The following is a 17314-nucleotide window of genomic DNA, read 5'->3' on the forward strand; positions in this document are numbered from 1 at the left end:
CGCTGCCCGCGCCCGAGCTCGCGCGGCCACGCTGCGCCGTCGCGCCGGATCCGCCGCACCGGCGAGCACACACCCGAACGCGAACGACACGCCGGACAGCGACGACCCCGCACCTGGCCCGCAAGACAATGGCTCGGAAGACAGGCGAGCCCGGCAGCCCGCGACAGCCGCCGAGCGGACCCTCGACGATGACCATGCCGACACAGCTACCGATCTCGAGCCCGAGTCGGATCTCGAGCCCGCCGCAACGAACGATCCCGGCTCGGAGCCCGAGGAAAGCAGACGCCACAAGAGACCACGGCTGGGGGCCGTTCGGCATATCCGGCGGCGCACGGCCGGTGCGGCGGTCGCGGCGATCGTCCTGTGCGCCGGACTGGGCAGCAGCGGATACATGATGTGGCGGCATCACGATGTGACCGCGAAGCAGCATCGTGAGGCGGAGTTCGTGGCGGCGGCGCGGCAGGGCGTGACCACGCTGACCTCACTGGATTTCAATCATGCCGCCGACGACGTGAAGCGCGTGCTCGACGATTCCACGGGTGCCTTCCGCAACGATTTCCAGTCGCGCGCAGACGATTTCGCCAAGGTGATCCAGCAGTCCAAGGTCGCCACCCAGGGCAGGGTCGACGCGGCCGCAGTGCAGTCGATGACCGACGACTCGGCGGTGGTCCTGGTCGCGGCGACCTCCGAGGTCACCAATTCGGCCGGCGCGAAACAGGAACCGCGCGCCTGGCGGTTGAGCGTCACCGTGGAACGCGTCGACGGCCAACTCAAGATGTCGAAAGTGGAGTTCGTCCCGTGAGCACATCCTCCGATTCCCGGCCCGAGCACATCGACGAGCGCGAGACCGGCGCGAACACCGAAACGACCGGAGCGCCTGCGCCTTCCGAGAAGGGCGCGCGGAAGCTCCCGCGCCCGCATGCGGCGCTGACCTGGGTGCGCGGCCATCGCGCCGGGGTGGGGGCCGGGCTGCTCGGCGGACTCGCCGCGGCCTCCGTGGTGGCGGCGACCAGCCTGTACTTCACGCAGTACCGCCCCGATCAGCAGACCGACGACGACGCTCAGCGCGCGGCGATCGCCGCCGCCTCGAACGGCTCGGTCGCGATTCTCTCCTATGCTCCCGATACCCTCGACCACGATCTCACCGCCGCGAGGTCCTTCCTGACCGGAGACTTCCTCACCTATTACGGGCAGTTCACCCAGCAGGTGGTCGCGCCGGCGGCCAAGCAGAAGGCGGTGAAAACCTCAGCTGCCGTGGTGCGTTCGGCGATCGAGCAGATCCGTCCGGATTCGGCCGTGGTGCTGGTGTTCATCAATCAGACCACCACCACCTCCGACAAGCCCGATCCGTCGATGACCTCGAGCAGTGTCAAGGTCTCGCTCTCGCACATCGACGGCAAGTGGTTGATCTCGTCCTTCGATCCGGTGTGAGTCCGCACCGCGAGCGAGGTAGGCGTCGAATTCAGTGCGCCACCATGTCTTTCCAGCTCGCCGGGCGGGTACCGGCCAGATCGTCCTGCCGATACATCCTTCCGTCCGGCGCCAGGTAGTTCCCGGTGCGCGGGTCGTAGTGGGCGAAGCCCACCGACGGTGCGGTGGTCGAGCGCGATGCCGCGGGCGCGTTCAACCCGGGAATCCTGGGCAGCTCGATCTGCGGCAACTGCGGCAGGGGAACTCCCGGTGCGGCCGGTGCGGGTGGCGGCGCGTTCCACCGCGAATCCGGCGGGATGCCTTGTGCTTCCAGATTCGGATCGCGCGGATACGGTCCCACCACCGGCTGGTCCGGCGCCACCGGTTCGTACTCCTGGTCGCTGTTGCAGATCTCCGCTGTCGGCGCTCGCTTTCCCGGTTTCCCGGCACACGGGAAATTGCGCGCGCCGCGGACCGCGACGGGCGAATCCTGTGGCAGCTTGCAGTACAAGCCGTCGGGGGTGTCGATGGTGGTGGTGTCCGACGGCGGCCGCCATGCCGACGGCGGCAGGAAGCCGACCGTACAGGCCGGCGGATCCGAGACCCCGCTGATCCGGAAGTCTCCGGGTCCCAAGCCCTGTGCGTTCTTCGTGGGTTGTACCGCCTGCACGATCGAGACCTCGGGCGGCAGCAACACCAGCACCTGTTCCAGCCCGGCGTGATAGGTCACGCCCAGCTGCGCGACCGAGGTCAGATTCGACAGGAGCACGGGCAGTGTGAGCTTCACCGAATCCAGAAGTTTCGTCGCCTCCTGCGCCGCACCCGGCCCGGTGTTCAGCAGCGTCCGGACCTGCTCGTCGTCGGTGGCGATCTGTCCCGACACTCCGGCCAGGCTGCGCGCCCAGATCCGGATCGCGTCGGCCGAGCGGTCCTGCGAGTCCATCAGCGGCTCGGCCTTCGCCAGCAGGTCGCGGGTGGTGTCACCGGTCCGGTTCGCATCGGCGGCCACGGTCGAGGCGGAGTTCAGCAGCGACTGCAGGTCGTATCGGGCGCCGTTCACGCCGGTGAACACCTCGTCGAGCATGTCGTGCAGCCTGTCCTTGGGAATGCTGCCGACCAGAGTGTCGAGTTCGTCGAGCATCGGCCCCACCGGTTGCGGAACGGTGCTGTCGCGCACGTCGATCACGGATCCGTCGTGCAGATACGGCGGTGCGTCGGTGCGCGGTTGCAGATCGACGTACTGCTCGCCCACCGCCGACACGCTGCGCACCTGCGCCCGCAGATCCGCGGGGATCTTGTGCCCGCCGTCGATGGACAGGGTCGCCTTCACCCCGTCGTCGGTCAGATCGACGGAGGTGACCTTGCCGATCTGAACGCCGCGATAGGTGACATTGCCGAATCGATACAGCCCGCCGGAGGTCGGAAGTTCCAGCGTCACCTTCATGGTGCCGATACCGGCGAGGGTCGGCAGCCGCATGTACTGCACGGCCATCGACACCATGCCGATCACGGCCAGGATCGAGAAGATCACCAGCTGCGCTCGGACGAATCGGGTGAGGATCATCGGCCGCCTCCGTTCGGGTCGGGCGGGTTCACCGGCGCACCCAGCGGGTCGTTGGTCTGGGTGCCGTAGCCGGGGTCGCCGACCATCGCCTGCAGCACGGCGTTCGGGTCACCCAGCGGGGTGCCGAGCAGCAGTTCGCGCCGCAACCGCGGCACGGTGAGGTCGATGGTGGCGAACAGATTGACGTAGTCGCCGCGGATACCGTGGTCGATGCCGTATTGCCCGTACGGGAACACGGTGAGGAAGGAGACCGCGCCGTCGATCTTCGACCCGACGTCGGCCAATTCCCGCAGGGTCGGTTCGAGGTTGTGCAGATTCGTGAGCAGATCCGACTGCACCTGCGAGATCACCCCGGTCGCGGTGTCGCTGAAGGTGCGCAGCTTGTCGAGTGCGGTGGTGATCTTCGGCCGCTCGGTGAGCAGCACCTCGAGTGCGGGGCCGACCTCGCGCAAGGTATCGCTGACCGTATCCCGTTGCTGGGCGAAGGTTTCCGCCATCCGGTTCAGCCCGGTCACGGTGGCGAGCAGATTGTCGCGCTGCTGATCCAGCACGGTCATGAACGCGTCCAGGCGCGGGATCAGATCGTGGATGGCGCCCTCACGACCGGAGAACGCGGCATCGAGATTGTGGATGATGTCGTTGATCTGCCCCATCCCGCCGCCGTTGAGCACCACCGACAGCGACGCGAGGGTCTGTTCGGTCGACGGATAGGTCGAGGTCCGGTTCAGCGGTACCGTCGCCCCGGGCTGCAGGCGCCCGCTCGGCGCCTGTCCGGCCGGCGGATTCAACGCCAGATGAGTCGAGCCGAGCAGACTGGTCTGGCCGATCGTCGCCGCCACATTCGCGGGCACGACCACATCCGGCTTCACCGAGACGTCCACGACGGCGTGCCAGCCGTGCACGGTGATCGACCCGACGCTGCCGACCACCACGTCGTCGATCATCACGGGCGAATTCGACACCAGCGTCCCGACATTCGCCATCTCGACGTGATAGATCGCGGCGTCCGCACCGCGACCGGGGGCGCCGGGCAGCGGCAGCGAATCCACGCCGTGCCAGCCACATCCGGTGACGGTGACCAGTGCGCACGCGCACAGGACGAGCAACCGCGCGATCATGACGGTGGCCTCCCCCAGGGCTGGAGCAGTTCGGTGACCGATGTCGGCGCCGACGGGCCGGGCTGCTGTCCGACGATCTTCGGCACCAGGTCGGGTTCGCTGTAGATCACGTTGTTCGGGTCCGGCGCCGGCCCGGTCACCGGGCTCACCGGGAACGGCAGATAGTTGAAACTGAGCAGGGGCAGAATCGGCCCCAGATACTGGCGGCACTTCTCCCCCGATTCGGCCGCCGTGGCGTTCTCGATACTCGCCACCCCGGCGCAGATGAACTGCATCGGATTGGAGAAGTTGTTGAGCTCGAAAACCCCTGCCTCCGTGCCGGTGTCGGGGTTATAGATGTGATAGAAGTTCGCGATGCTGTTCGGCGCGATATGCAGCAGATTCTCCAGATCCGCGCGATGATCCACCAGATTCTGGGTGACATTCGCCAGCCGCTGCACCTGTTCGCCGGCCTTCGCGCGGTTCTCGGAGACGAACCGCTGGACCTCACCGACCGCGACCGACAGTTCGCGCAGGGCCGCGTCCAGATCGGACTTGCTGTCGTCGACGACGCTGGACAGTGTCGCCAGCCGATTCTCGAACTCGACGATCTGGGTACTGCTGCCCTTCAGCGCGTCCACGAACGTCTGCAGATTCTGCAGGATGTCGACGATATTGCCGCTGCCGTCGGCCAGGATGCGCCCGACCGCGGACAGCTGGGCCAGCATCTGCCGCAGCTTCTCCCCGTTCCCGTCGCTCAGTGCGGCGGCGGTGCTGTCGACGAACCGGCCCATCGAACTTCCCGCGGCGTCGCCGCCCGGGCCCAAACCCGTTGCCAGCTTGGTCAATTGCGTCTTGATCTCGTCCCATTCCACCGGCACCGCGGTGCGCTCGACCGGGATCACCGCACCGTCGGCGAGCGTGGGGCCGCTGGTTCGATAGGCGGGAGTCAACTGGACGTAGCGGGCCGCGACCAGGCTCTGTGCCACGATCACCGCCTCAGCGCCGGCGGGCACCCGAATGTCGCGGTCGACGGCGAGCACCATCCGGGTCGTCGTGCCCTGCGGCCGGATCGATTCGATATGCCCCACCTTCACCCCCGCGACGCGCACGTCGTCGCCGGGATAGATCGCGGTCGCGGTGGTGAATATCGCGGTGAAGTGCTTGGGTCCGAACAGTTCTCGATAACCGATCACGCCTCCGGTCACCACGACCGCGACGATCACCACGGCACCGACGATCCGGACCATCCATCTCGTACTCATCGCGGCGGCTCCGGATGCGGTAGCGGGAACTGGGCCGGCGGGTTCACGCCGAACGCCCGGTCGATGAAGGGCTGAATATCCTGGCCGTCGATCAGATTGGCGACGTAGGCGTTGTAGAAGCGGCCGCCGGAGACTGCTTCACCCTGGGTCAGAGCGACTTTCGCGTATCCCGGGATGGCCTTGCCGATATTGTCGCGATTCTTCTCGAGCATCGCGGCGATCGAGTTCAGCCGATCCAGTGTCGGCCCGAGCGCGGCCTCGTTGTCGGCGACCAGGCCCGACAACTGCTTCGCCACCGCCGAGGTGTTGGCGAGCAGGTCGACGATTTCCTGGCGACGCTGCGCGAGCACGTCGACCAGCGCATTCGCGTTGAGAATCAGCGTATTCACCTGCTCGCTGCGCTGGGCGAGCACCGAGGTGACCGTGCCCGCGCCGGTCAGCAACTGCCGTAGCGATTCGTTGCGGCTGTTGATCGTCTTGGACAGCTGTGTCAGCCCGTCGAATGCCGGGCCCACCTGCGGTGCGATCTGATTCAGCGTCGAGGACAGCATGTCGAGGGAGCGGTTGAGTGAATCGATGTCGATCGCCGAGGTCTTGGTGCTCAGATCACCGACGGCATCGGTCAGAGAATACGGCGAGGAGGTCCGCGAGGCCGGAATGGTGTCGAGTGAGCGCATCCGGCCGGTTCCCGCGGAAACGACCGTGAGGTCGCGTTTCCCCAGCAGCGAACTGGTCTTGATGTGCGCCGAACTGTCGGCGCCGAGCCGGATGGTCGAGTTCACCGAGAACACCACCAGCGCATCCCCGTTGTGCAGCACCACCTTCTGCACGGTGCCGACCCGCACGCCCGAGACGATCACGTCGTCGCCGACCGCCAGTCCGGCGGCCTCGCCGAACAGCGCCTGATAGCGCACGGTGGTGCCCCATGCCATGAACTTCTGCGACTGCAGGCCGATGAGGATGACGCAGACCATCACCACGATCCCGACCAGTCCGGGACGTAACAGATGAGCGCCGCGATAATGCAGCATCTACGGTGCACACCTCCCCGTCTCGGTTTTGATCCAGGGCAGCTGGACGACCTGCCCGGACGGATCGCTGACTCGGATGGTCAACGCGCACACGAAGTATTGGATGAAGTTGCCGTAGGAGCCGGTCCGCACCATCTTCCGGAAGTTCTCCGGCGCCCGCTGCAATGCGTGGTCCACCTTGTCCTTGCCGTCGTCCACGGCGGGTGCCAGCCGCGCGAGCTGTTCGACGCTGTCGGCCAGGGGAGCTCGGCTCTGCGTGAGAAGATCTGCGACGGAAGCGGTTCCGCGGTCCAGTGCGTCGATCGCGGAGCCGATCGGATCGCGGTCCTGCGACAGCTGGGTCACGAGTTGCTCGAGGCGGCCGATGGCATCGGAGAACTGGGTGCCGTTGCTCGCCAGAGTCTCCATCACCTGGTTCAGGTTGTCGATCAGCTTGCCCACCACATCGCTGGTGTCGGCGAGCCGGGAGGAGAAGGAGGCGGTCTTGGTCAGCAGCGAATCCACCGTGCCCTCCTGCCCCTGCACGATCTGCACCAGCGACCAGGTGAGCGAATTGACCTCCTGGGCGTTCAGTCCCTGCAGCACCGGTTTCAGGCCGCCGAGCAGAAGATCGAGATCCAGTGCGGGCGTGGTGCGTTCGAGCGGAATCCGCGCACCGGGCCGCAGGGTCGCGGTGGATCCCGGACCGTCGGTCAGTTCGAGATAGCGGTCGCCGACGAGGTTCAGATAGCGGATGGCGGCCTTGGTGCCCCCGGTGAGCACGATGTCGCGGTCGGCGTCGAAGGTCACCACAACCCGCTGATCCGGGCGCAGCGTCACCCCTTGCACCCGGCCCACCTCGACGCCGGCCACCCGCACACTGTCTCCGGAGCGCAGTCCCGACGAGTCGGTGAATTCCGCCGAATAGCCGTTGGTCGAACCGGTGCGGTACTGACCGAAGACCAGGACGAGGAATCCGGAGAGAACCACCATCACCACCGCGAAGGCGCCGAATTTCAGCAGCGGCGTATCCCGTTGTCTCATCGCGGACCTCCGGCGGCGGGATCGACGGCCCCGAACAGCACGCTCTGCAGCAGATCCGGATTCACGCGCAGGGTCCGGTTGGTATTCGGGAACGGGACGGCGCCGTCGTCGACCACCACGAACTTGGGCTTGCCGTTGTAGGGCACCGGCAGCACCGAACACTGCGGGCCACCGGATGCGGCGACCTTGGGCAGATCGCGCGGATATCGGTACGGTTCGGCGCCCCACAGGAAATTGACCGTCAGTCCCATGCCCGGAACCTGCACCGGTTTCACATTGTCCATGTAGTCCAGGCCCTCGATCGAACATTTCAGCGCCGGTGCGTATTCGGCGGCCAGATCGGTGGTGGGTACCAGCAGGTGCAGCATCGAGGCCAGCGGCGCGCCGTTGTCGCCGAGCACCTGGTTGCCGACATCGGCCAGGCCGATCGCATTGACCAGCAGCGCATCCAGATTCGCTTGTTCGTCCACCACGGTCCGGCTGATCGTGGCGGCATTGCGCGCGGTGGACAGCAGGTCCGGCGCGGCATCGCCGTAGGAGGCGGCCACATTCGGTCCGGCCGCGATCTCGTGACTCAGCGAGGGCAGAGCCGGCTCGATCTTGGCCAGGAACGAGTCGAGATCGGTCAGCATCTGCCCGACCTGTTCGCCGCGGCCGTTGGTCGCACCGGCGATCGCGCCCAGCGTCTCGTTCAGCTTCTCCGGTTCGATCTGCCCCAGCACCGCGGTCAATCGTTCGAAGATGGTGTTGATCTCGACCGTCACGTGCCGGGAGTCGAAGATCTGGCCGGCGTGGATCGAGGACGCGGATTTCTCCGCCGGCGGCAGGAATTCGACGAATTTGGCGCCGAACACGGTGGTGGAGGCGATGTCCACGGTCACATTCGACGGAATGCGTTTCACCTGATCGGCGTCGATCGCCAGCTGGATCGCGGCGAGCCCGTCGGGCCGCTCGTCCACCGCGGCCACCCGGCCCACGGCCACTCCGCGCATCTTCACCTTCGCGTCGGGGTACATGACCAGGCCCGCACGCGGTGACAGGACGGTGACCCGCACGGTGTCGGCGAATCCGCCGCGGAACATGACCACCGCCAGAGCGACCACCCCGGCGATCGCGGCGATCGACAGCAGACCCACGATCGGACGTAAAATGCTGCGCAACACGGCTTCTCCCCTAGCCCGACAGGTTGAAATTGCCGTTGGAGCCGTAGATGGCCAACGAGACCAGCAGGGTTACCGAGACGACGGCGATCAGCGAGGTCCGCACCGCGTTGCCGACCGCGGTACCCACTCCGGACGGCCCGCCGGCGGCGAAAAAGCCGAAATAGCTGTGTATCAGCAGAATTGTCAGTGCCATCAGGATCGCCTGCACGAACGACCACACCAGATCGAGCGGATTGAGGAAGGTGGTGAAGTAGTGGTCGTAGAGCCCCGAGGACTGGCCGAGCAGGAAGACGGTGGTGACCCGGCTGGCGAGGAAGGAGGCCACCACCGCGAGTGAGTACAGCGGCGTGATCGCGATCATCCCGGCCACGATGCGGGTGCCGACCAGATAGGCGATCGGCTCGATCGCGATGGATTCCAGTGCGTCGATCTCCTCGTTGATCCGCATGGCGCCCAACTGCGCGGTGGCTCCCGCGCCGAACGTGGCCGCCAGTCCGATGCCGGCCACCACCGGCGCCGAGATGCGCACGTTGATGAAGGCCGACAGGAATCCGGTCAACGCCTCGATGCCGATATTGCCCAGGGAGCTGTAGCCCTGCACGGCCAGGGTGCCACCGGTGGCGAGGGTGAGGAATCCGACGATCACCACGGTGCCGCCGAAAACCGCCAAAGTGCCGGAGCCCATGCTGAATTCGGCGATGAGCCGGATGGTCTCCTTCTTGTAGCGCCACGCGGCGAACGGAGCGCCGAACAGCGCCCGCACGTAGAAGAGCGTGTGATCGCCGATGCTGCCGAGGCTTTTCACCGGCCGGCGCGCCCGCCGCACGGCACGCGGATATCTCGCTTCCAGTACCACAGCCGTTCCCCCTCATCTGGCCGTCATCTGAATGCCGATCGCGGTCACGACGACATTGATCACGAACAGCGCCATGAAGGCGTAGACCACGGTTTCGTTCACCGCGTTGCCCACGGCCTTCGCGCCACCGGAGACGATCAGCCCGCGATAGCAGGCGATGAGCCCGGCGACGAGGCCGAACAACAGCGCCTTGACCGCCGAGATCACGACTTCGTTCAGCCCGGTCAGCAGGGTGATGCCGTTGGCGAAGGCACCGGGGTTGACGTTCTGCACATAGACGGAGAAGACGTAACCACCGGCGATGCCGATGATGCAGACCAGACTGTTCAGCAGCAGCGCGACCAGTCCCGAAGCGAGCATGCGCGGAGTGACGAGGCGCTGCACCGGATTGATGCCGAGCACCTCCATGGCGTCGATCTCCTCGCGGATGGTCCGCGAGCCCAGATCCGCGCACATCGCGGTCGCACCGGATCCGGCCACGATCAGCACGGTCACCATGGGACCCACCTGGGTGACCGCGCCGAATGCCGCGCCCGCGCCACTGAGGTCGGCCGCACCCAGTTCGCGCAGCAGAATGTTGAGGGTGAAGCTCACCAGCACGGTGAACGGAATCGCCACGAGCAGGGTCGGAATCAGCGATACCCGGGCCACGAACCAGGACTGCTCCAGGAATTCGCGGGTCTGAAAGGGGCGACGGAAGGCGAACTTCACCGCATCGGCCGACATGGCGAACAGTCCGCCGATGGTCTGCAGTCCGCCCGCCGAACGGCGGGACATACTCCGGGACCAGCCCGGCAGAGTTATCGCCATGCCGCCACCTCCCGGAACCCCGCTGCGTCGCGACAACCTGGCGGAAATCGCATTCTCGGTTTCGATAATGCTACATCCGCGAGACAAGAACGCAATAGCTATTGCGAGTAGGTAGCGTTTCGGATCACCAGCGGTTGCGCGCCTCTTCCGCCCAGCCGGTGAGGCCGTCGAGCTCCACCCATTCCCCGTCGTCGGTGCGGGCTCGGCCGGTGAAGTGCCCGAAGCACTGATGAGTGTCGTTGGCCAGCACACCCAGCGCCGTCCGGGATTCGCGTACATGGAAGGGCGTGAACTCGACGGCAACGCGCGGGCCGCGAATCCGCCACGGCCGCAACCAGTCCCGGCGGTCGTACACCCATTCCAGCTCATCGTCGATCTTGTGCAGCCGGCCACGCACGAACAGCGCGTTCTCGGTCGAACCGGTGCCGTCGGTCCACTTGCCGCCGAGCTGGATCGCCGTCTCCGGGCCGCAGCCGGCGGCCCAGTTCCACGCGATCGAGTACGGCCACTTCCCGCGTCCGTGGTCGAGGACGGCGAACCCGTCGGCGACCACGTAGGCGACGCCGTCCACGGTGAGGGTGCCCGACACCGGACGGCCGAGATCCTTGACGGTGTACTGGAAGCGCTTCGCACTCCACGGCACCACGACACCGAGCGATTCGTGTCCCGCCGGCGACCCGGCCGTCAGATCGATATCGATGCGCGGGGTGGCGGCGTGAATCCTGGTGCCGGCCGGATCGTTTCGCAATTCGATCACCAGATCGCCGGCATGTCCGGTCGCGGTGCCGGCACCGCTGCGATCGGGAAGATGCACACCGCGGGCGAACGGCGTCACCACATCCTTGACGATCTCGGTGCCGCTCGCCCGATCGAGCACGTAGATACCCTGCAGACCGGCGTAATCCAGCGACGTCAGCACGATTCCGATGATGTGGTCCGGGGTGACGATGCCCCAGTACTCCCACCGCTTGGTGCGACCCCAGCCACGCAGATTCGCCCGGTGCAGCGGCCGGCGCGTCCAGCCCACCGCGTCGGGATTCAGCCGGCCCCGCGACGTGCACAGATCGACACTCGCGGTGATCTCGCGCTCCGTGGTCACCCGTTCGGCCATCGTGGCCCTCCTTCGCTGCCGCGGTCGACGCGACCGCGGTCGGTCCATTGTCGCGGGCGGGCCGGTCATCACGAACGGGCCACGCCTGCGACGAGGCCGGCACCCACGCACGTGGCCGACGTCATGCTGGACGTGTTGCACTTCCGATAGCTCTGAGTATGCTCATTAATGAGCGCACTCATTCTTATCGGCCGATAGGAGGCGTCGGGTGGCAAGTACACAGCAGAGCCGGCAGGTCGGGCGGCGGGTGCGCAATATGCGCGAGAAGCAGAGCCGAATCTTCGAGGTGGCCGCGCGGTTGTTTGCCGAACGCGGATTCGCCGCGGTCACCACCCAGCAGATCTCCGATCGGGCCGATATCGCCGCGGGCACGCTGTTCCGCTACGCCTCGTCCAAGGGGCAGCTGCTGCTCATGGTCTACAACGAGGACTTCCGGTCGGCGCTCGAGGCCGGCGCCCGCCGCGCCCGCGACATCGCCGATCCGGTGGGCGCGATCACGGCATTGCTGCGGCCGATCCTGGTCGCGGCGGCGCGCAATACCGAGAACACCATCGCCTACCAGCGCGAATTGCTGTTCGGCCCGCCCGAGGAGACCTACCGGGAACAGGGGCTGGCGTTGGTGGCGCAGCTCGAGTCGGTCCTCGCCGAGATTCTGCTGACCGCGGTCGCGAACTCCGGCGAGCCCACGGCCGCGCAGCGGGAGGCGGCCCGCGTGGCGGGCCGCGGTCTCTTCGCGGTACTGCACATGGCGCTGGTGCGCCCGTCCACCGGCGTCCACCCCCACCACGATCCGATCGACGATCTGCACGCCCAGATCGCTCAACTCGTCGCCGGTTTCCGCAGCGCCGCGGTCACCGGAGCCTGAAAAACCAACGTGGGCCACGGCCCGCAGAACGGAGTCGACATGTCCGGCACGATTCGCAAGGTGAGCGTCCTCGGGACCGGCGTCCTGGGATCCCAGATCGCCTTCCAGACCGCCTTCAACGGTTTCGAGGTGACCGCCTACGACATCAACGACGAGGCGCTGACCGCGGCGGGTGAGCGTTTCGACAAACTCGCGGCCACCTACCGTGAGCAGGTACCGGGCGCGGGTGACGGCAAGGCCGAGGCCACCGCCGCGGGCATCGCGCTCACCAGCGATCTCGCCGAGGCCGCCCGGGACGCGGATCTGATCATCGAAGCGGTGCCCGAGGTGCTGTCTATCAAACAGGACACCTATCGCCGGCTCGGTGAGCTCGCGCCCGAGCACACCATCTTCGCCACCAACTCCTCGACGCTGCTGCCCAGCGACATGAAGGACGCCACCGGCCGCCCGGACCGTTTCCTCGCCCTGCACTTCGCGAATCAGGTGTGGCACTTCAACACCGCCGAGGTCATGGGCACCGAGGACACCGATCCGAAGGTGTATGAGGCGGTAGTGGAATTCGCCCGGGCCATCGGCATGGTGCCGATCGAACTGCACAAGGAGAAGGCCGGCTACGTCCTCAACTCGCTGCTCGTGCCGTTCCTCAACTCGGCGATGGCGCTGGCGGCGGGCGGCTACGCGGAGCCGAAGGCGGTCGACGAGACCTGGCGCATCGGCACCGGCGCGCCCGCGGGCCCCTTCCAGATCCTCGACATCGTCGGTCTGACCACGCCGTACAACATCCTGGTCAACAGCGGCGAGGACGGCCGGAAGCTGGCGCAGTGGCTGAAGTCGGAATACATCGACAAGGGCAGGCTCGGCCTGGCCAGCGGCGAGGGCTTCTACCGGTACAACGCGTAAGACGTTACGGCACAGCCACATTCGACAGTCGGGGCGGACAACCACAGGCAGGAGAGACCCGGATGTACTACAGCAGCGGCAACTACGAGGCGTTCGCCCGCCCGCGCAAACCCGAGGGCGTCGACGACAAGACGGCGTGGTTCGTCGGGGCGGGCCTGGCCTCGCTGTCGGGCGCGGCCTTCCTGATCCGCGACGGGCAGATGTCCGGTGACCGGATCACCATCCTGGAGCGATTGAAGCTGCCCGGTGGCGCGCTGGACGGAATCAAGGAGCCGGCAAAGGGTTTCGTCATCCGTGGTGGCCGCGAAATGGAGAACCACTTCGAGTGCCTGTGGGACCTGTTCCGCTCGGTGCCCTCGATCGAGATCGAGGGCGCGAGCGTCCTCGACGAGTTCTACTGGCTGAACAAGGACGATCCGAACTACTCGCTGCAGCGTGCCACGGTGGATCGCGGCCAGGACGCGCACACCGACGGCCTCTTCGCGCTGAACGACAGGGCGCAGAAGGACATCGCGAAGATCTTCCTCGCCACTCGCGAGGAGATGGAGAACAAGCGCATCGACGAGGTGTTCGGAAAGGACTTCCTGCAGAGCAACTTCTGGCTGTACTGGCGCACGATGTTCGCCTTCGAGGAATGGCACAGCGCGCTGGAGATGAAGCTGTACCTGCACCGGTTCATCCATCACATCGGCGGCCTGCCGGACTTCTCGGCACTGAAGTTCACCAAGTACAACCAGTACGAATCGCTGGTACTGCCGCTGTATCGGTGGCTGCTCGATCAGGGCGTGACGTTCCGGTTCGATACCGAGGTCACCGATATCGACTTCGACATCACCGCGGATCGCAAGCAGGCCACCGGTATCCACTGGGTCTCGGACGGGGTCGAGGGCGGCGTCCGGCTGGGCCCGGACGATCTGTTGTTCACCACGATCGGTTCGCTGGTGGAGAACTCCGACGAGGGCGATCACCACACCCCCGCGACACTGAACGAGGGACCGGCGCCCGCTTGGGAACTGTGGCGGCGGATCGCGGCCAAGGATCGCGCCTTCGGCCGCCCCGACGTCTTCGGATCCCATATTCCCGAGACCAAATGGGAATCGGCGACGGTCACCACACTCGATCAGCGCATACCGGAGTACATCCGCAAGATCTGCAAACGCGATCCCTTCAGCGGCAAGGTCGTCACCGGCGGCATCGTCACCGCCCGGGATTCCAGCTGGCTGCTGAGCTGGACGGTGAACCGGCAACCGCACTTCAAACAGCAACCGGCCGATCAGATCGTGGTGTGGGTGTACTCGCTGTTCGCCGACAAGCCGGGTGACTACGTGCACAAGACGATGCAGGAGTGCACCGGCGAGGAGATCACCCAGGAGTGGTTGTACCACTTGGGCGTTCCGCTCGACGACATCCCGGAGCTGGCGGCCGAGGCCGCGAAGTGCGTGCCGGTGATGATGCCCTACGTCACCTCGTTCTTCATGCCGCGCCAGGCCGGTGATCGGCCCGACGTGGTGCCCGAGGGCGCGGTGAACTTCGCCTTCATCGGCCAGTTCGCCGAAACGAGCCGGGACTGCATCTTCACCACCGAGTACTCGGTGCGCACCGGTATGGAGGCCGCCTATCGGCTGCTGGGCATCGAGCGTGGCGTGCCCGAAGTGTTCAACTCCACCTACGACGTGCGCAGCCTGCTCAATGCGGTCGGCCACATGCGCGACGGGGACGCGCTGAAGATTCCGGGCCCGGAGTCGTTGCGGCGCAGGCTCATCGGGAAGCTGGAGAGTTCGGAGGTCGGGCTGCTGCTCGCCGAGTACGGGCTCATCACCGACAAGTAACCGGCATTCAGTCGCGGGGATCGGCCGACGGCCGGTCCCCGCTTCGGCGCGCGAAGGTGGCCAGCAGTTCTCGTGCCTGCTCACCCCCGTCGAGCAGACGGCCGGTGCGGCGGGCGATGCGCCACCCGTCGGATTCGCGGCGGAGTTCGAGCCGGTGCACACTCGCGCGCAGTACCTCGTAACCGTCCGATTCGCGATGCACCAGCAGTGATTCGAAGACCGCGAGCGCCTCGTCACCGTCGATGTCGATGCGTGCCGGACCCTGGAAATGCGCCGACCCGGCGGCGATGAGCGTCCGATGTGCGGGCGATTCCACCATCGCGCGCACCTGGTCACGCCCCCGCATCCGCCAGCCCTCGACGTCGTATTCGCCTTCTGCACACCATAATTCGGCGGTCGCCTGCGCTTCCCCGGCGTCGACCAGCGGTCCGTAGGACGCGATGATGCGCAGGATCGCGAGTTCGTCCTCGACCCGTCGCAGCCGGCGGAGAATATCCGCGAGTTCGACCTCGGTCATCTCGTCCTCCTCTGGTCCGCCCGTGGCGATATCGGGCTCACCGGTTCGCCAGCTCGGCCAATGCGGCCAATTGGTCGCAGTAGTGTTCGGCCGAGTTCGCGGTGACGGCGCATCCGGCCAGTGTCGCACCCGCATCCGCCAGGGCCGCGAGCCGCCGCGTCACCCGGTCCGGCTCACCGAGCGGATCCAGCGGGCCGGTGGGCAGGACCACCTCGAATCCGGGTGGCGAATCGACTTGCGAGAGCATCGTTTTCAGCTCCGCCATCGGCAGGCCGAACGGCATCCACCCGTCGCCGAAGCGGACCGCGCGGCGCAGCGAGCGCATCGTTCGCCCGCCCACCCAGATGGGCACCCGGGATTGCACTCCGGCGGGCTCGACGATCATCCCGGAGAAGCTGTAATGCGTTCCGGTGTAATCGGGTTCGCGCACGCCGAATGCGGCGCGCAGGGCGGCTATCGCATCGTCGGCGCGCTCTCCGCGCCCCTCCCAGGTCGCCCCGAGCAGATCGAATTCCGCGCGCAGAGATCCCACTCCGACACCCAGGACGACCCGGCCGCCACTGATCCGGTCCAGTGTGCCGTAGCGCTTGGCGATCTCGAGCGGGTGGTGATACGGCAGCACCAGCACCGAGGTGGCGAGCCGGATCCGGGTGGTGCGGGCGGCCAGATACGCGAGCGTGGCCAGCGGATCCCAATAGGTCGCACCCCGGGAAGCGGCCACCGACGCCGGTACCGCGGTGTGTTCACTGCAGGTGAGATGGTCGAAGCCCAGGCGGTCGGCGGTCTCGGCGATGCGGGCGAGTTCCGCCATGCCGGCATCGGCCTCCCACGGCGAGTACTGCCCGGGAAACCGCACCACGATCGGCGACGACAGGGCCAGGCGCACCGGGCCGGTCATCGCGGATCCGGTTCGGCGCCGATCAACTTCTGCATCCGGCGATGCCCGCCCAGCACGATCGCCGCCCGATCCGGACCGCTGCTGCGCGCCGCCGTTTCGGCATTGCCGCCCGCGACGAACACCGGTCCGTTGGCCAACTGCTCGAGCCCTTCGCGCGCCACATCGGCCGGTTCGGCCACGAGCATGCCGGGGATGTCGAAATTCAATCCCGCACGTGCCATCGCCGGTGTCCGGGTGACACCCAGCACCAGATGCAGCACGTCGACGTTGTAATCCCGCAGTTCCAGCCACAGGCTCTCGGCGAAGATCCGCAGATACGCCTTGGAGCCGCCGTAGACGGTGTGGCGGGCCGAGCCGCAGTAGCCGGTGAGCGAGCCGACCAGCACGATGCCGCCGCGGCCCCGCTCGCGCATGCCGCGCCCGAAATGGTGCACGAGCGCCAGCGGTGCGGTGACATTGAGCGCGTTCATGGCGGCGAACGCGTCGAGGTCGCCGTCGAGGAATTCGGCGCTGTGGGTGTTGGCCCCCGCGTTGTAGACGAGCAGGCCGACCTCCACGTCGGCGGTCGCGGACGCGACGCGCGCCGGTGCGTCGGGCGCGGTCAGATCGACCGCCAGGGTCCGTACCTGGACCCCGCGCGCGGCGACACGTTCGGCGGTCTCGGCCAGCGGGCCCTCCCGCCGCGCCAGCAGGACGATATTGATTCCCGCGGCGGCGAGCCGGTCGGCGAACTCCGCGCCGACCCCCTCCGAACCGCCGGCGATGACGGCCCACGGCCCGTAGCGGTGCGGATCGATGATGTCGTTCGGTTCTGCGGCCATGCCCGGACGGTAACCGAAACAGGTTTCGGTGCGGCGCGCACTCCCGCTCACCGGACACTCGTGTCGCGAAGAAAAGCACTGCTCAGGGTGAAATGAACGCTGTTCACTAAATTGCCGAAAGATAGTGCGCCGCAACGTTTTCAGTTCGTGATCG

The 17314-nt window shown here is 66.8% G+C and carries 17 protein-coding genes; 5 read left to right on the forward strand and 12 right to left on the reverse strand.

Annotation, left to right across the window (positions count from 1 at the left end; genetic code table 11):
- The coding region (locus tag NN2_RS37675) for an Rv1363c family protein (protein WP_063012098.1) at positions 1-802 on the forward strand (802 nt) is incomplete at its 5' end.
- Positions 799-1431: a hypothetical protein gene (locus tag NN2_RS08815; RefSeq protein ID WP_082856835.1), complete on the forward strand. Its 633-nt coding sequence runs from the start codon at positions 799-801 to the stop codon at positions 1429-1431. The genes NN2_RS37675 and NN2_RS08815, both read left to right, overlap by 4 nt.
- Before the next feature lie 31 nt (positions 1432-1462).
- On the opposite strand, the gene NN2_RS08820 is transcribed toward NN2_RS08815, so the two are convergent.
- The 9 genes from NN2_RS08820 to NN2_RS08860 form a co-directional block, all read right to left on the reverse strand.
- A complete protein-coding gene (locus NN2_RS08820; protein ID WP_063012279.1) occupies positions 1463-2971 on the reverse strand; it encodes an MCE family protein in 1509 nt (502 codons plus the stop codon).
- Positions 2971-4092 carry an MCE family protein gene (locus NN2_RS08825; protein WP_063012100.1) on the reverse strand — a complete coding sequence of 374 codons (1122 nt, stop codon included), beginning with the start codon at positions 4090-4092 and terminating at the stop codon, positions 2971-2973. Before NN2_RS08825 ends, NN2_RS08820 begins: the two co-directional genes overlap by 1 nt.
- Positions 4089-5336, reverse strand: a complete 1248-nt coding sequence (locus tag NN2_RS08830; RefSeq protein ID WP_082856836.1) for an MCE family protein — start codon at positions 5334-5336, stop codon at positions 4089-4091. The genes NN2_RS08825 and NN2_RS08830 overlap by 4 nt, the downstream gene beginning before the upstream one ends.
- Positions 5333-6367: an MCE family protein gene (locus NN2_RS08835; RefSeq protein WP_063012104.1), complete on the reverse strand. Its 1035-nt coding sequence runs from the start codon at positions 6365-6367 to the stop codon at positions 5333-5335. The genes NN2_RS08830 and NN2_RS08835 overlap by 4 nt, the downstream gene beginning before the upstream one ends.
- Positions 6368-7390, reverse strand: a complete 1023-nt coding sequence (locus tag NN2_RS08840; RefSeq protein WP_063012106.1) for an MCE family protein — start codon at positions 7388-7390, stop codon at positions 6368-6370.
- Positions 7387-8553, reverse strand: a complete 1167-nt coding sequence (locus NN2_RS08845) for an MCE family protein (RefSeq protein WP_245658620.1) — start codon at positions 8551-8553, stop codon at positions 7387-7389. Before NN2_RS08845 ends, NN2_RS08840 begins: the two co-directional genes overlap by 4 nt.
- A 10-nt stretch (positions 8554-8563) precedes the next feature.
- Positions 8564-9409, reverse strand: a complete 846-nt coding sequence (locus NN2_RS08850; RefSeq protein WP_030516025.1) for an MlaE family ABC transporter permease — start codon at positions 9407-9409, stop codon at positions 8564-8566.
- Positions 9410-9421: 12 nt separating this feature from the next.
- On the reverse strand, positions 9422-10219 hold the full coding sequence (locus tag NN2_RS08855) for an MlaE family ABC transporter permease (protein WP_030516026.1): 798 nt from the start codon (positions 10217-10219) through the stop codon (positions 9422-9424).
- 124 nt (positions 10220-10343) lie between these two features.
- Complete coding sequence (locus NN2_RS08860) at positions 10344-11330, reverse strand: DUF2804 domain-containing protein (protein ID WP_197516700.1); 987 nt, start codon at positions 11328-11330, stop codon at positions 10344-10346.
- Positions 11331-11538: 208 nt separating this feature from the next.
- Here NN2_RS08860 and NN2_RS08865 point away from each other — a divergent pair, with 208 nt between their 5' ends.
- From NN2_RS08865 to NN2_RS08875, 3 genes are all read left to right on the forward strand, one after another.
- A complete protein-coding gene (locus NN2_RS08865; RefSeq protein WP_227462662.1) occupies positions 11539-12195 on the forward strand; it encodes a TetR/AcrR family transcriptional regulator in 657 nt (218 codons plus the stop codon).
- 39 nt (positions 12196-12234) lie between these two features.
- Positions 12235-13095: a 3-hydroxyacyl-CoA dehydrogenase gene (locus tag NN2_RS08870; RefSeq protein ID WP_063012286.1), complete on the forward strand. Its 861-nt coding sequence runs from the start codon at positions 12235-12237 to the stop codon at positions 13093-13095.
- Positions 13096-13157: 62 nt separating this feature from the next.
- Positions 13158-14924, forward strand: a complete 1767-nt coding sequence (locus NN2_RS08875) for an oleate hydratase (protein ID WP_063012108.1) — start codon at positions 13158-13160, stop codon at positions 14922-14924.
- Between the two features lie 7 nt (positions 14925-14931).
- Here the strand turns inward: NN2_RS08875 and NN2_RS08880 are convergent, their stop codons facing one another.
- The 3 genes from NN2_RS08880 to NN2_RS08890 are packed head-to-tail and all read right to left on the reverse strand — an operon-like array spanning position 14932 to position 17139.
- Positions 14932-15441, reverse strand: coding sequence for a nuclear transport factor 2 family protein (locus NN2_RS08880; protein WP_063012110.1), 510 nt, complete (start codon positions 15439-15441; stop codon positions 14932-14934).
- 37 nt (positions 15442-15478) lie between these two features.
- Positions 15479-16327: a TIGR03619 family F420-dependent LLM class oxidoreductase gene (locus NN2_RS08885; protein WP_063012288.1), complete on the reverse strand. Its 849-nt coding sequence runs from the start codon at positions 16325-16327 to the stop codon at positions 15479-15481.
- Between the two features lie 8 nt (positions 16328-16335).
- The gene (locus tag NN2_RS08890) at positions 16336-17139 is read right to left on the reverse strand and encodes an SDR family NAD(P)-dependent oxidoreductase (protein WP_063012290.1); all 804 of its coding nucleotides are present in this window, start codon (positions 17137-17139) and stop codon (positions 16336-16338) included.
- Positions 17140-17314: the final 175 nt, after the last annotated feature.

Origin of the sequence: Nocardia nova NBRC 15556 (assembly GCF_001613005.1) — a bacterium.
GTDB classification, from domain to species: domain Bacteria; phylum Actinomycetota; class Actinomycetes; order Mycobacteriales; family Mycobacteriaceae; genus Nocardia; species Nocardia nova.

Coding starts and splice junctions, on each gene's coding strand:
- NN2_RS08855 (WP_030516026.1), bottom strand. CDS start 10,219: ATGGCGATAACTCTGCCGGGCTGGTCCCGGAGTATGTCCCGCCGTTCG.
- NN2_RS08835 (WP_063012104.1), bottom strand. CDS start 6,367: ATGCTGCATTATCGCGGCGCTCATCTGTTACGTCCCGGACTGGTCGGG.
- NN2_RS08840 (WP_063012106.1), bottom strand. CDS start 7,390: ATGAGACAACGGGATACGCCGCTGCTGAAATTCGGCGCCTTCGCGGTG.
- NN2_RS08860 (WP_197516700.1), bottom strand. CDS start 11,330: ATGGCCGAACGGGTGACCACGGAGCGCGAGATCACCGCGAGTGTCGAT.
- NN2_RS08830 (WP_082856836.1), bottom strand. CDS start 5,336: ATGAGTACGAGATGGATGGTCCGGATCGTCGGTGCCGTGGTGATCGTC.
- NN2_RS08825 (WP_063012100.1), bottom strand. CDS start 4,092: ATGATCGCGCGGTTGCTCGTCCTGTGCGCGTGCGCACTGGTCACCGTC.
- NN2_RS08870 (WP_063012286.1), top strand. CDS start 12,235: ATGTCCGGCACGATTCGCAAGGTGAGCGTCCTCGGGACCGGCGTCCTG.
- NN2_RS08875 (WP_063012108.1), top strand. CDS start 13,158: ATGTACTACAGCAGCGGCAACTACGAGGCGTTCGCCCGCCCGCGCAAA.
- NN2_RS08880 (WP_063012110.1), bottom strand. CDS start 15,441: ATGACCGAGGTCGAACTCGCGGATATTCTCCGCCGGCTGCGACGGGTC.